We start from the raw sequence: 13,388 nt of genomic DNA on the forward strand, positions 1-13,388 counted from the left end.
GAAGACCGGATCAGGAGGACGCCGCATGAGCCAGGATATCCGCACCTCCGCACCCTTGGCTCGCCGGGAGCCGGCCATCCGCCGGATCGGGCGCGCCGACCTGGTCGATGCCCTGTCGGCGGGCCTGCGGGACTTCCAGGCCTATCCGGCCTTCGGGCTGTTCTTCGGCAGCGTCTATGCCCTCGGCGGGGTCGTCATCCTCGCCTGCGCGTTCCTGTGGGACCTCGTCTATCTCGTCTACCCGCTCGCCTCGGGCTTCGTGCTGGTCGGGCCGTTCGTGGCCGTCGGGCTCTACGAGGTCAGCCGCCTGCGGGAGCAGGGGGAGCACCCGACCCTGGCCGGCGTGTTCGGGGCGATCTGGGCGCAGGGGGGCAAGGAAATCTCCTGGATGGCCTTCGTGACCATCTTCCTGTTCATCATCTGGATGTATCAGGTCAGGCTGCTGGTCGCCCTGTTCTTCGGGCTCCACGGCATGCCGGCGGGAGGCTTCCCGGGCGTTCTCTTCACCACGCCCGAGGGCCTGGCCTTCCTGGCGGTCGGCCACGTGGTCGGGGCGGTACTGGCCACCGTCACGTTCTCGCTCACGGTGGTGTCCTTCCCGCTGCTGCTCGACCGGGAGGTGGATTTCATCACCGCCATGATCACGAGCGTGCGCGCCGTGGTGAGCAACCCGGCCGCCATGCTGGGCTGGGCGCTCTGCGTCGTGCTCATGCTGTTCACGGCGGCGCTCCCGGCCTTCCTGGGCCTCGTCGTGGTCCTGCCGGTGCTCGGGCATACCACGTGGCATTTGTATCGGAGACTGGTGGCTTAAGGCCCTGCTGCTGTCGATAACCGAGGGACGAGGACTCTCGCTATCCTCCAGCCGCCTTGGTCCGCTGCATGCAGTCCCGGATATAGGCTTTCCGGGCGCTCTTCATGCCGGCCTTGACCTCCGGGCTGTTGACCGCTGTTCTCGACTTCACCTTATAAGTCCGCCTTGCCTCCTGCTGGCAGATCTCGCGCTGAGCCTGCCGTTCCGGAGAGCGCTGCTTTCGCCTTTCCTGTGCGAATGCTTCAAGTGAGGGCAACGCCAGCAGAGCGATGACGGCGATCGGTAGCGCGCGCATTCCTGCCTCCTGTGGTTTGCCGTGATGTTACCGGTGGGGTGCACCCCTGGCGAGGAGTCGGAAGGAGTAATCATATTGCGCAACCTTCCGGAAATGGCGTGGGCATGTTCTTCTTTTGTTCTTGACAAATCCCACAAGCTGAGCCATACCTGTGCCGTCCTGCCTCGCGAGGGACGCGCCCGAGGCGTCGGTTGTGGGGGCGGGATACGGTTCTGGCCGCTGTGGGACAAGACGCTGGTCCCGCATGCCGGGGCTCTGAGTGGAGGATGCGAGGCGCAGGGCCTGTTCGGGCAGGCTGGCGTCGTCGGCCTTCCAAGCCTCGCCGGCACCGGCGCACCCGGGGCTGCGCGACATGACGCGCCGCAAAGCTCTCTGAGGGTTCGTCCGTGATGGGCTGAAGCGCGAGGCTCAGGGTCGAAAAGCCGTGCGCGGGGGGCTAAGGTGCTTCCCGTCCGGGCGGATCTCCCGTCCCGACCCGAACTTCGCCCGCTCCACCGGAGTGAAGCGAAGCAGCCTTGCTCCCGCGCTTCCTTTGAATGCCCGAGACGAGCCAGGACCAGCCTGCAGCCGCCACCCCGAACCGGGGAGGGAGCGCCTCCGCGCAGGCGCGATTTCAGCCTTCCGCCTTGACTTCCCCGGCCTCCCATGGATGTTGCGCCTCAAACCGAACCAGCAGGCTTTTGTCCATGTCCGCCTCCATGCACCGTTACCGTTCCCACACCTGCGGCGCGCTCCGCGAATCCGATGTCGGCGGGGTCGCCCGCCTGTCCGGCTGGTGCCACCGCATCCGCGACCATGGCGGCGTGCTGTTCATCGACCTGCGCGACCATTACGGCATGACGCAATGCGTGATCGACCCCGATTCCCCGGCCTTCAAGATGGCCGAGACGGCCCGGTCCGAGTGGGTGATCCGGGTGGACGGCAAGGTGCGCAAGCGCCCGGCCGGCACCGAGAACCCGGAGCTGCCCACCGGTATGATCGAGGTCTACATCACCGACATGGAAGTGCTGGGCCCGGCGGCCGAGCTGCCGATGCCGGTCTTCGGCGACCAGGAATACCCGGAGGAGACCCGTCTCACCTACCGTTACCTGGATCTGCGCCGCGAGAAGCTGCACGCCAACATCATGAAGCGCGGCGCCATCGTGAACAGCCTGCGCACCCGCATGCAGCAGAGCGGCTTCTTCGAGTTCACGACGCCGATCCTGACCGCCTCGAGCCCTGAGGGCGCGCGCGACTTCCTGGTGCCGTCGCGCATCCATCCCGGCAAGTTCTATGCGCTGCCGCAGGCCCCGCAGCAGTTCAAGCAGCTGATCATGATCTCCGGCTTCGACCGGTACTTCCAGCTCGCCCCCTGCTTCCGCGACGAGGACCCGCGCGCCGACCGCCTGCCGGGCGAGTTCTATCAGCTCGACGTGGAGATGAGCTTCGTCACCCAGGAGGACGTGTTCCAGACCATGGAGCCGGTGATCCGCGACACCTTCAAGGAGTTCGCGGACGGCAAGCCCGTCACCGAGACCTTCCCGCGCATCCCGTATTTCGAGTCCATGCTGAAATACGGCAACGACAAGCCCGACCTGCGCAACCCGCTCATCATCGCCGACGTGTCGGAGGTCTTCACCCGCGAGGACGTGACCTTCAACGCGTTCAAGAACGTGATCAAGTCCGGCGGCGTCGTGCGCGCCATTCCGGCCACCGGCGCCGCCTCGCAGCCGCGCTCCTTCTTCGACAAGCTCAACGACTGGGCCCGCACGGAAGGCGCGCCCGGCCTCGGCTACATCGTGTTCGAGGAAGAGGGCGGCCAGATCGTGGGCAAAGGCCCCATCGCCAAGTTCATCCCGGAGGCAGCCCAGGCGGCCATCCGCGAGAAGGCCGGCATCAAGGCCGGCGACGCGGTGTTCTTCTCGGCCGGGGCCGAGGACAAGGCGGCCTCGCTCGCCGGCAAGGCGCGCACCCGCATCGGCGACGAGCTCGGCCTCATCGACAAGGACCGGTTCGAGTTCTGCTGGATCGTCGACTTCCCGCAATACGAGTGGAACGAGGACGAGAAGAAGATCGACTTCTCCCACAACCCGTTCTCCATGGCGAACTTCGACCATGACGCCTTCATGGCCCTCGACCCGGCTGACAAGGACACGATCCTCAAGATCACGGCCTTCCAGTACGACATGGTCTGCAACGGCTACGAGATGGCCTCGGGCTCGATCCGCAACCACCGTCCCGACCGGATGGTGAAGGCCTTCGAGATCGCCGGCTACGGCGAGAAGGAGGTCATGGAGCAGTTCGGCGGCATGTACCGCGCCTTCCAGTACGGCGCGCCGCCCCACGGCGGCATGGCGGCGGGCGTCGACCGCATCGTGATGCTGCTCTGCGGCGCGCAGAACCTGCGCGAGATCACCCTGTTCCCCATGAACCAGAAGGCGGAAGACCTGCTGCTCGGTGCCCCCTCCGACGTGACGCCCAAGCAGCTGCGCGAGCTGCACATCCGGCTGAACCTGCCGGAGAAGTAAGCGGCCCTGTTCGGAGCATCCGGCCCGAGACGGTGCGGGGAGGCTGGGATCTGAAACCAGCGGCGCGTCTCCCTCTCCCATGTGGGAGAGGGTTGGGGTGAGGGAAGGCCGGTGCCGGAGAAGATGCAGCGGGTGACGTGCTGCAGCGAAGACAGCAGTTCTAGGCTGGTCCAACGCCACGCCCTCACCCCTGCCCCTCTCCCACACGGGAGAGGGGAAAGCGCTACAGCGGCGTCAGCGTGAAGCACACGCATCGTCCCGCACCCTTCACTGCCTGAGAAGAACATTGACGCCGGAGGGCAGGGCGCTCACAAGGTCCTGAGTATCACGGTTGGTGCAAGGAGCGTTGGGGATGGGAGACAACATCTCGCAGGATCTGAAGTCGGGGGCGATGTTCTACCATCAGTTCCCGCGCCCCGGTAAGCTCGAGATCCAGCCCACCAAGCCCCTCGGCAACCAGCGCGACCTGGCGCTGGCCTATTCGCCCGGCGTCGCCGCCCCCTGCGAAGCCATTGCGGCCGATCCGGCGGAAGCCGCCAATCTCACCTCGCGCCAGAATCTCGTGGCCGTGATCTCCAACGGCACGGCCGTGCTCGGCCTCGGCGATATCGGCCCGCTCGCCTCCAAGCCCGTGATGGAAGGCAAGGCGGTGCTGTTCAAGAAGTTCTCCGGCATCGACGTGTTCGACATCGAAGTGGCCGAAAACAACGTGGACAAGCTCGTCGAGGTGATCGCGGCGCTTGAGCCCACTTTTGGGGGCATCAACCTGGAAGACATCAAGGCGCCCGAATGCTTCGAGGTCGAGGAGCGGTTGAAGGCCCGCATGGGCATCCCGGTCTTCCACGACGACCAGCACGGCACCGCCATCATCGTGGGCGCCGCCGTGACGAACGCCCTGGAGTTGGCGGGCAAGCGCATCGAGGAGGTGAAGATCGTCACCTCCGGCGCCGGCGCCGCCGCTCTCGCCTGCCTCAACCTGCTGGTGTCGCTCGGCGCGAAGCGTGAGAACATCTGGGTCACGGACATCAAGGGCGTGGTCCACGAGGGCCGCAACGAGCTCATGGACCGCTGGAAGTCGGTCTATGCTCAAGACACCGATGCGCGCACGCTCGCCGACGTGATCCCGGATGCGGACGTGTTCCTCGGGCTCTCCGCCGGCGGTGTGCTCAAGCCCGAGTTGCTCGCTCAGATGGCCCCGCGCCCGCTCATCATGGCGCTCGCCAATCCCTATCCGGAGATCATGCCCGAGGAGGCGGAAGCCGCGCGTCCCGACGCGATGATCTGCACCGGGCGCTCGGACTACCCGAACCAGGTCAACAACGTCCTGTGCTTCCCCTACATCTTCCGCGGCGCGCTCGATGTGGGCGCGACCACCATCAACGAGGAGATGAAGGCGGCCGCCGTGAAGGCCATCGCGAGCCTTGCCCGCGAGGCTCCCTCCGAAGTGGTGGCGCGCGCCTATGGCGGCGAGGCGCATCCCTTCGGCCGCAAGTCCCTGATCCCGAGCCCGTTCGATCCGCGCCTGATCCTGCGCATCGCGCCGGCCGTGGCGAAGGCCGCCATGGATTCCGGCGTCGCCACGCGGCCGCTGGAGGATCTGGAAGCCTATGCCGAGTCGCTGGGCCGTTTCGTGTTCCGCTCCGGCTTCATCATGAAGCCGCTTTTCTCGCAGGCGAAGGCCAACCCAAAGCGGGTGATCTATGCCGAGGGCGAGGACGAGCGCGTGCTGCGCGCCGTGCAGGTGATCGTCGAGGAAGGCATTGCCAGGCCGACCCTGATCGGCCGTCCCAACGTGGTCGAAGCCCGCATGAAGCGCTTCGGCCTCTCCATGGAGATCGGCCGGCATTTCGAGCTGGTGAACCCGGAGGACGATCCGCGCTACCGCGATTATGTCGCCACCTATGTGGAGGCGGCGGGCCGCAAGGGCATCACGCCGGATGCGGCGAGAACGCTGGTGCGCACCAACTCCACGGTCATCGGCGCGCTGGCCGTGAGGCGAGGGGATGCGGATGCGCTGATCTGCGGCCTGGAAGGACGTTTCCAGTCCCGCATCAAGCACATCAAGGACATCATCGGCCTGGCGCCCGGGGTGAACGAACTGGCGGCCCTGTCGCTGGTCATCACGTCGAAGGGCGCCTACTTCCTGGCCGACACCCATGTGCAGATCGACCCGAGCGCCGAGCAGATCGCCGACATGGCGATCGCCTGCGCCAGCCACGTGCGCCGCTTCGGCATGGAGCCCAAGATCGCGCTCCTGTCGCATTCGGATTTCGGCGCCGCCGACAGCCGCTCGGCGCTCAAGATGCGCGATGCGCTCGCCTGCATCAACCAGCGCGCGCCGGATCTCGAGGTCGATGGCGAGATGCAGGCGGACTCGGCCCTGTCCCAGATGATCCGCGACCGGGTGAACCCGAACTCGCGCCTCACCGGCGAGGCCAATGTGCTGATCATGCCGAACCTGGACGCGGCCAACATCGCGTTCCAGTTCACCAAGGTCCTGGCGGACTCGCTCCCGGTCGGGCCCATCCTCATCGGCCCGGCCAAGCCCGCGCATATCCTGACCCCGTCCGTGACGGCCCGCGGCATCGTCAACATCACGGCCATCGCGGTCGTCGAGGCGCAGGCCACGGAGCAGGATCAGCCGATGCTGATTTGAGTTTTGTGACACTCCAGCAGCCCTCATCCTGAGGAGGTCACGTCAGTGACCGTCTCGAAGGACGAGGGCGCCTCCAGTGCTCTCTGGAGCCTCCTTCGAGACGCAGCCTCCGGCTGCTCCTCAGGATGAGGTGAGTGCGTATCGGGAGGCGGTCTACTCCACCGTCGCGGAGATGTTCAGCTTCGCCAGCGCTGCCTTCGGGTCGGACGCCAGCATCGCGTCCATCACGCCGAAGCCCGAGGGGTTCTTCGGCTGCGCGTTGATCGTGAGCTTTCCGGGCTTGGCGATGAACCGGCCGATGGCCTGACCCAGGGTCTTGGCCTGTTCCGAATTGCCCATCATGGATGACACGACAAACGGTGCGGCGCTGGCATAGATCGTCCGCAGCGCCTCGGGCGTGGTCTTCTGCTCCTTGGCGGCGCTGGCGAGGTAGCGCCCGAGCAGGCCCTTGTCCTCGACCACGACGTCGGCCGATTTCGCCTTGGCGCCGATCAGCGCCGCGGCGGCGGTGGCCTCGTCCGGGCTGAAGAGATCCTTGGTGACGTTGCCGATGGTGCCCGTAAGCGAGAGGCTGCCCATGTCCTGCCCCTGAACGGACACCTCCTTGAGGGCGATCTCGCTGGCGGCCTCGTTCCAGGTGGCGGCAATCAGGAAGGACGTGTCCAAGGTCTTGTAGCCCAGGGCTGCGATTTCCTTCACGAACTCGTCCGTGCTGTTCGACGGCAAGGCAAGGACGAAGTTGCGCTGCTCGATTCGGATGTTCGTCGGAAGGCCGTTGAGCGGCTTGTCGGCCGTGATCTCGAAGCTCTCCATGGTGGCGCGGGTCCGCTCCGGTTTGCCGCTGGTCTCGCCCTTGCTCAGGGCGTCGATGTCGACGCCTGATATGCGTAGCGTTCCCAGGGTCGGGATGAGCGTGCGAAACTCCTCCTGGCCGAGGCCTTCGAGGGGCTTGCCCTGGAGCGCCTTGAGGCCGTTCAGGGTCGGCGTCATGGAGAAGCCGGTGAGGCTGACGGTGCCGATCTTCACGCGGCCGTCCTGGTCGCCGGCCTCGAACCCTTCCAGGCGGATATCCGCCGGCTGGGACGCGGTGGCGCCCGTATAGGCGACCCGCGCGATGCTGCCGGCCTGCTGCTTGTCTTTGCCGGACGGGGCGCCGTCGGGGCGTCCCTTGAACCGGATGCCGGTGGCCTCCATGAAGCCGATGTCGAATGCTCCCATGAGATCGACCACCGCCGTTGTGAGGCGGGATTCCTCCCCGGGCGTCAGGTCGTCCTTGCCGCGCATGTCCGAGAGCAGCGCCATGGTGCCGCCCCAGGAATCCCGGGTGGGCCGGGCCATGACGTCCCGTGCCGCAACCCGGGCGATCTGCACCGAGAGGTTCTCGGCGCTGTCGACCATGTCGAGGTTTTCCATGGTGACGGCCCCGTAGACCTTGGTCATCGGCGCGGAGGCGGCGACGTCCTTCGTCTCGTAGAGCCGCACGAAAGCCGGGGTGTTCAGGTCGGTGACGGTCGTCTGACCATAGCTGAACAGGACGTTGCCCTTTGCGCCGGTCTTTTCGATCGCCATGGCTCCGATGACGGCCTTCGCGACCTGCCCCTGGACGACGTCATTCAGCGAGACGTTCCTGTAGAAGATCGTCTGGGTCTCCTGCCCCAGCTTGTGGATCACCTTGATCTCGGGAGCCGTGACCTGCCGGGCGCCGATCCGCATGAGGCGGTCGGCGAGCGGCTCGGAGGCGGACGAGAACAGCGATTCGACCTCGCTGCGGGAGACGGTCACGCCGGAAAAGTCGATCCGCTTCGCCTCATAGGTGAAGTCGCCCCAGGTGAAGCGCACATCGTCCAGGCTGTAGCTGTCGGCGGACTGGGCGAAGGCCGCGCTCCAGAGCGGGACCCGGATGGCCCCGACGGAGACGTGCTGGTTTCCGTGACCGGAGACCAGATTGCGAACGACCGCTGGTTCGAACTGCAGGGCAGCCGAGCCGGCCATGAGGGCGAGCGCGCAGACGCCCGCGCGGTAACGAATTCTCATAAGATCCCCCGAGGCCGGCCCGATCCGGGCCGCACCCTTTCTCTTGAAACGTGCTGGGTAGAATAGGCCGGGGGCCGGCTGCTTTACAACGAGAACGAGGTGCCGCAGCCGCAGGAGGCGGTGGCGTGGGGGTTCTCGATCTTGAAGGACTGGCCGATCAGGTCGTCCACGAAGTCGATCACGGAGCCGTCCATGTACTGGATCGACACCTCGTCCACGACCACGGTGGCCCCGTTCTTCTCGATCACGAGGTCGTCGTCCTGCCGGGTGCGGTCCACGTCGAAGGCATACTGGAAGCCCGAGCAGCCGCCGCCGTTGACGCTGATTCTCAGGTGGGATCCGGCAGGTTCCGTGGCCATGATCTCGGTGATGCGGCGGGCGGCGCGGTCTGTCAGGGTGATATCGGCCATGAGCACTTCCAGTCCATCGAAGGACGCAGTTCTTGCGCTATCTGTTAAGAGCAAGGTAAGTGCGCCCTGACAAGGCTTCAACCCGGGGATATCTGTGCGGCCCTTTGGCGAGAGATGGCGAGCCCCTTACGCCTGCGATCCCTGGGGGAGCCGCGGGCGGCTCTTCCCCGAGGCGGTCTCCCCGACCCGCAGCGAGTTCCAGCGCGACCGGGACCGGATCATCCACTCCTCGGCCTTTCGCCGGCTCAAGCACAAGACGCAGGTGTTCGTCTATCACGAGGGCGACCATTTCCGGACCCGGCTGACCCACACCATCGAGGTGAGCCAGATCGCCCGCGCGCTGGCGCGGTCGCTGGGCCTCGACGAGGATCTGGCCGAGGCTCTGGCGCTCTCCCACGACCTCGGCCACACGCCCTTCGGCCATACGGGCGAGGATACGCTGGACGAGTGCATGGCGGGTTTCGGTGGGTTCGACCACAACGCCCAGGCCCTGCGGGTGGTGACCCGCCTGGAGCGCCGCTATGCGGAATACGACGGCCTGAACCTCACCTGGGAGACCCTGGAGGGCCTGGTCAAGCACAACGGCCCGCTCCTCGATGCCGAGGGGAAGCCGACCCTGCGCTACGCCGCCCGGGGCGTCCCGCTGGCGATCCTCGAATACAATGCCCAGCAGGACCTGGAGCTCGCCACCCATGCCGGCGGCGAGGCCCAAGCCGCGGCCATTGCAGACGACATCGCCTACGACGCCCACGACATCGACGACGGCCTGAGAGCCGGGCTGTTCGGGATCGAGGATCTGCGCGAGGTGCCGTTCCTCGCCGAACTCCTGAGGGAGATCGAGAGCCGTTATCCGAATCTCGACCTCTCCCGCCGGATCCACGAGCTGACCCGGCGCGTGATCACCCGTTTCGTCGAGGACGTGGTGGCGGAAGGGGAGCGCAGGATCGCGGCCCTGGCGCCGCAGAGCGCTGGCGACATCCGGCAGGCGGGGACCACGGCGGTCTGCTTCTCGAAGGCCATGACGGAGGCGGATGCCTCGATCAAGCGCTTCCTCTATGCCCGCATGTACCGCCACCCGGACGTGATGCGGGTCCGGGCCCAGGCCGACGACGTGCTGCGGGACCTGTTCCGGCGCTTCAAGGCCGAGCCGGATCTGATGCCGGAGGAGTGGCGGGCCGACCTGCCGAGGGACGATGAGCCCCGCCTCGCCCGCCGGGTGGCGGACTACATCGCCGGCATGACGGACCGCTATGCGATCCTCGAGCATCGCCGCCTGTTTGACGTGACGCCGGACCTGCGTTAGGCGCACCACAGCATTTCAGGGCCATGGGCCCTTCAGAGACAAAGAACCATGAACATTTTCGGGCTGTTTGAGACGCGGGTTGCGGATGCGCTTGGCCGGTTGGCCGAGGCGGGCAAAATTCCATCGGGGCTGGACGTCAGCCGCGTGGTGGTCGAGCCCCCGCGCGATCCCTCCCACGGCGATCTCGCCACGAACGCCGCCATGGTGCTGGCCAAGGAAGCGCGCATGAACCCGCGCGCGCTCGCCGAACTGCTCGTCACGGACCTTCAGGACGATCCGCGCGTCACCAAGGTCGAGATCGCCGGCCCCGGCTTCATCAACATCCGCCTGAACCCGGGGGTGCTGCACGAGGTGCTGCGCGCAGCCGTCCTGGATGCGAACGGCTTCGGCCGCAGCGACCAGGGCGCGGGCGCTCCCGTGAACGTGGAATACGTCTCGGCGAACCCCACCGGCCCGATGCATGTGGGCCATTGCCGTGGCGCCGTGTTCGGCGATGCCCTTTCCGGGCTGCTCGATTTCGCCGGATACAAGGTCACCCGCGAATACTACATCAACGATGCCGGGGCGCAGGTCGATGTCCTCGCCCGCTCGGCCTATCTCCGCTACAGGGAAGCCCTGGGCAAGGAGATCGGCGAGATCCCGGAGGGGCTCTATCCGGGCGACTACCTCAAGCCCGTCGGCGAGCGCCTGGCGAAGGAGCATGGCGAAAGCCTGCTCGACAAGCCCGAGGCCGAGTGGCTGCCGCTGGTGCGTGAGGCGTCCATTAACGCCATGATGGACATGATCCGCAGCGATCTCGCGGTGCTCAACATCCACCACGACGTGTTCTTCTCCGAGCGCTCCCTGCAGCTCGGCGCCGAGGATCAGGTGAAGGCGCTGATCGAGAGGCTGCGCTCGCGCGACCTGGTGTATATGGGCCGCCTGCCGCCCCCCAAGGGCCAGAAGGACGAGGATTGGGAGGATCGCGAGCAGCTCCTGTTCCGCGCCACCGCGTTCGGCGACGAGGTGGACCGGCCGCTGCTGAAATCCGACGGCTCCTACACCTATTTCGCCTCCGACATCGCCTATCACCGCTCAAAGTTCGAGCGCGGCTTTGCCTCGATGATCGACGTGTGGGGCGCCGACCACGGCGGCTACGTGAAGCGCATGCAGGCGGCCGTGAAGGCGGTGTCCGACAACAAGGCCGACCTCGACGTGAAGCTCTGCCAGCTCGTGAAGCTGCTGCGCGGCGGCGAGCCGGTGAAGATGTCGAAGCGCTCGGGCGATTTCGTCACCCTGCGCGAGGTGGTCGACGAGGTGGGCCGGGACGCCACCCGGTTCATGATGATCTTCCGCAAGAACGACGCGACCCTGGATTTCGACCTCGCCAAGGTGGTCGAGCAGTCCAAGGACAACCCGGTCTTCTACGTCCAGTACGCCCATGCCCGCTGCGCTTCCGTGTTCCGGCAGGCGGCCGAGGCGTTCCCAGGCGCAGACTTCTCGGCGGCCCAGCTCGAGAAGGCGGATCTGTCGATCCTGGCTGACGAAGCGGAAATGGACATCATCCACCGCATCGCCCAGTTCCCCAGGGTGATCGAGGCGGCGGCGGAGGCTCACGAGCCGCACCGGGTCGCTTTCTACCTCTACGATCTGGCCAGCGCCTTCCATAGTTTATGGAATAAGGGCAAAGACTTGCCGCAATTACGCTTTGTTAATCTAACTGATAAAGAGTCAACACAAGCGAGGCTCGCTCTCGTGCATGCCCTGAAGGGCGTGCTCGCATCTGGCCTCGCAATCCTGGGCGTTACGGCACCTGACGAAATGCGATAGTGTTTCCCGAGGCGGATCAACCGCTTAGGGGTTTGGTCGCGTCGGGTCTGTCACGTCGTGCCGGCGGAGCAGCAGGTGCTCCTGTCGCGTAACTGGAGATCCGGCGCATGAGCGAATCACCAAAGCCCCGTTTTGCCGTCGACCTCAACGAGATCGAACGGCAACTCGCCCAGGCGGGCACCCCGCAGCACCAGCAGGCCTCGGCCACGCGGAGCGATCCGTTGGCGGAATTGGCCCGTATTGTGGGGCAAGACGATCCATTTCAGTCGATTCTTGCCAGTGACGGCGCGTCCCGTCCGCGCCAGCAGACCGCGTCCGTGGACGACCTTTTTGCCGTCCGCGACACTATGACGCCCGCCGCCCGCGAGGTCCCGGTGCGCGGGTCTCACGCGGGGCAGGCGCAGCATTCCTATCATCAGGACAGCTACCCGCAGGCCCATGCCCGCGCGGCCGAGCCGGCCTATGCCGGCCAGGGCCAGGCTTACGACGAGCAGGATTCCTACGGCAACGAGGCCTATGCCCAGGATTACTACCTGGATCAGGCCGCCCAGTATCCCGACCAGGGCTATGACGACGGCGAGCGCCTCGATTATCCGCCCGTGGAGAAGACCCGCTCGCGCAAGGGCCCGATCGCCATCGCGGCCGTTGTCGGCGCTCTGGTGCTCGGCGGCGGCGGGGCCTACCTGGCTTCCGGCTCCTCTGCGGTCACGGGCGGCGAGCCGCCGCTGATCAAGGCCGACAACGAGCCGACCAAGGTCCAGCCGCAGAACCCGGGCGGGGTCGAGATCCCGAACCAGAACAAGCAGATCTACGAGCGGGCCAACCAGAGCGGCGCCACCAAGGTGGTCAACCGCGAGGAGCAGCCCGTCGACGTGCAGCAGGCCGTGCGCATGAACGGCAACGCCGTGGCGGATGCCACCGGCGGCGCCATCGGCACGTCGGTCAAGCCGCAGCAGACCGCCAGCCTGAACCTCGGCGAGCCGAAGAAGGTCCGCACGGTCACGATCCGTCCCGACGGGACCACGGCCGGCGAGGCTCCGGCTCCGCAGCCCGCGGCTCCGGCCGCCATGACCCTGCCGCCCCAGGCCCAGCCCGCGCCGGTTCAGACGGCCTCCGCTCCCGCCGTGCCGGCGCAGCCGACGCCTGTGGCCAGCACCCCGGTGGCGGCTCCGGCCGCCCCGGCTCCGGCCACCCCGGCTCCGGCCCCGAAGCCCGTTCCGGCGGCAGCAACGCCCGCCGCCGCGCCTGCGCCGCAGCAGGTGGCTTCGGTCGAGCCGACGGCACCGGCCGCAGCCGAGACGACCCCGACCGGCGGCTTCGCCGTGCAGCTGGGCATCGCCAACACCGAAGCGTCGGCCCAGTCGGTCTTTGCCTCGTTCCAGCGCAAGTACTCCGATCTCGAGGGTATGCCTTCGATGATCCGCAAGGCCGAGGTGAACGGCAACACGCTCTATCGCGTCCGTGTCGGGCCCATGTCGCGGGAGGAGGCCTCTTCGCTCTGCTCCAGGCTTCAGGGCCAGGGCGGCCAGTGCTTCGTGGCCAAGAACTGAAACAGCTTGGAAC

Annotated in this window: 9 protein-coding genes; 6 read left to right on the forward strand and 3 right to left on the reverse strand. The window is 66.7% G+C overall.

Annotated features, from left to right (window positions below; all coding sequences use genetic code 11):
• Nucleotides 1-25 precede the first annotated feature (25 nt).
• A complete protein-coding gene (locus JAO75_RS08645; protein ID WP_199048339.1) occupies nucleotides 26-811 on the forward strand; it encodes a DUF2189 domain-containing protein in 786 nt (261 codons plus the stop codon).
• 40 nt (nucleotides 812-851) lie between these two features.
• On the opposite strand, the gene JAO75_RS08650 is transcribed toward JAO75_RS08645, so the two are convergent.
• Nucleotides 852-1,106: a hypothetical protein gene (locus JAO75_RS08650; RefSeq protein WP_199048340.1), complete on the reverse strand. Its 255-nt coding sequence runs from the start codon at nucleotides 1,104-1,106 to the stop codon at nucleotides 852-854.
• 698 nt (nucleotides 1,107-1,804) lie between these two features.
• Between JAO75_RS08650 and aspS the strand changes: the two genes are divergently transcribed.
• Together aspS and JAO75_RS08660 are read left to right on the forward strand one after the other, a co-directional pair.
• Nucleotides 1,805-3,613 (forward strand): aspartate--tRNA ligase, encoded by a 1,809-nt coding sequence (aspS, locus tag JAO75_RS08655; RefSeq protein WP_199048451.1) that lies wholly within the window; start codon nucleotides 1,805-1,807, stop codon nucleotides 3,611-3,613.
• A gap of 352 nt (nucleotides 3,614-3,965) precedes the next feature.
• Nucleotides 3,966-6,269: an NADP-dependent malic enzyme gene (locus JAO75_RS08660; RefSeq protein ID WP_199048341.1), complete on the forward strand. Its 2,304-nt coding sequence runs from the start codon at nucleotides 3,966-3,968 to the stop codon at nucleotides 6,267-6,269.
• 153 nt (nucleotides 6,270-6,422) lie between these two features.
• Here the strand turns inward: JAO75_RS08660 and JAO75_RS08665 are convergent, their stop codons facing one another.
• Together JAO75_RS08665 and erpA are read right to left on the reverse strand one after the other, a co-directional pair.
• Nucleotides 6,423-8,303 carry a hypothetical protein gene (locus JAO75_RS08665; protein ID WP_199048342.1) on the reverse strand — a complete coding sequence of 627 codons (1,881 nt, stop codon included), beginning with the start codon at nucleotides 8,301-8,303 and terminating at the stop codon, nucleotides 6,423-6,425.
• 83 nt (nucleotides 8,304-8,386) lie between these two features.
• Complete coding sequence (erpA, locus tag JAO75_RS08670; protein WP_199048343.1) at nucleotides 8,387-8,713, reverse strand: iron-sulfur cluster insertion protein ErpA; 327 nt, start codon at nucleotides 8,711-8,713, stop codon at nucleotides 8,387-8,389.
• 88 nt (nucleotides 8,714-8,801) lie between these two features.
• Here erpA and JAO75_RS08675 point away from each other — a divergent pair, with 88 nt between their 5' ends.
• The 3 genes from JAO75_RS08675 to JAO75_RS08685 all read left to right on the forward strand — a co-directional run bounded on the left by JAO75_RS08675 (nucleotide 8,802) and on the right by JAO75_RS08685 (nucleotide 13,375).
• Nucleotides 8,802-10,016, forward strand: a complete 1,215-nt coding sequence (locus tag JAO75_RS08675) for a deoxyguanosinetriphosphate triphosphohydrolase (RefSeq protein ID WP_199048453.1) — start codon at nucleotides 8,802-8,804, stop codon at nucleotides 10,014-10,016.
• 48 nt (nucleotides 10,017-10,064) lie between these two features.
• A complete protein-coding gene (gene argS / locus JAO75_RS08680; RefSeq protein WP_199048345.1) occupies nucleotides 10,065-11,825 on the forward strand; it encodes an arginine--tRNA ligase in 1,761 nt (586 codons plus the stop codon).
• Nucleotides 11,826-11,932: 107 nt separating this feature from the next.
• Nucleotides 11,933-13,375 carry an SPOR domain-containing protein gene (locus JAO75_RS08685; protein ID WP_199048347.1) on the forward strand — a complete coding sequence of 481 codons (1,443 nt, stop codon included), beginning with the start codon at nucleotides 11,933-11,935 and terminating at the stop codon, nucleotides 13,373-13,375.
• The last annotated feature ends 13 nt before the right edge of the window (nucleotides 13,376-13,388 follow it).

The sequence above is a fragment of the Microvirga splendida genome, from assembly GCF_016427565.1.
Lineage (GTDB): Bacteria > Pseudomonadota > Alphaproteobacteria > Rhizobiales > Beijerinckiaceae > Microvirga > Microvirga splendida.

Bases quoted from the DNA above. Each gene is read 5' to 3' on its own strand.
- JAO75_RS08650 (WP_199048340.1), bottom strand. From the start codon at position 1,106: ATGCGCGCGCTACCGATCGCCGTCATCGCTCTGCTGGCGTTGCCCTCA.
- erpA (WP_199048343.1), bottom strand. From the start codon at position 8,713: ATGGCCGATATCACCCTGACAGACCGCGCCGCCCGCCGCATCACCGAG.
- JAO75_RS08665 (WP_199048342.1), bottom strand. From the start codon at position 8,303: ATGAGAATTCGTTACCGCGCGGGCGTCTGCGCGCTCGCCCTCATGGCC.
- JAO75_RS08660 (WP_199048341.1), top strand. From the start codon at position 3,966: ATGGGAGACAACATCTCGCAGGATCTGAAGTCGGGGGCGATGTTCTAC.
- aspS (WP_199048451.1), top strand. From the start codon at position 1,805: ATGCACCGTTACCGTTCCCACACCTGCGGCGCGCTCCGCGAATCCGAT.
- JAO75_RS08645 (WP_199048339.1), top strand. From the start codon at position 26: ATGAGCCAGGATATCCGCACCTCCGCACCCTTGGCTCGCCGGGAGCCG.
- JAO75_RS08685 (WP_199048347.1), top strand. From the start codon at position 11,933: ATGAGCGAATCACCAAAGCCCCGTTTTGCCGTCGACCTCAACGAGATC.
- argS (WP_199048345.1), top strand. From the start codon at position 10,065: ATGAACATTTTCGGGCTGTTTGAGACGCGGGTTGCGGATGCGCTTGGC.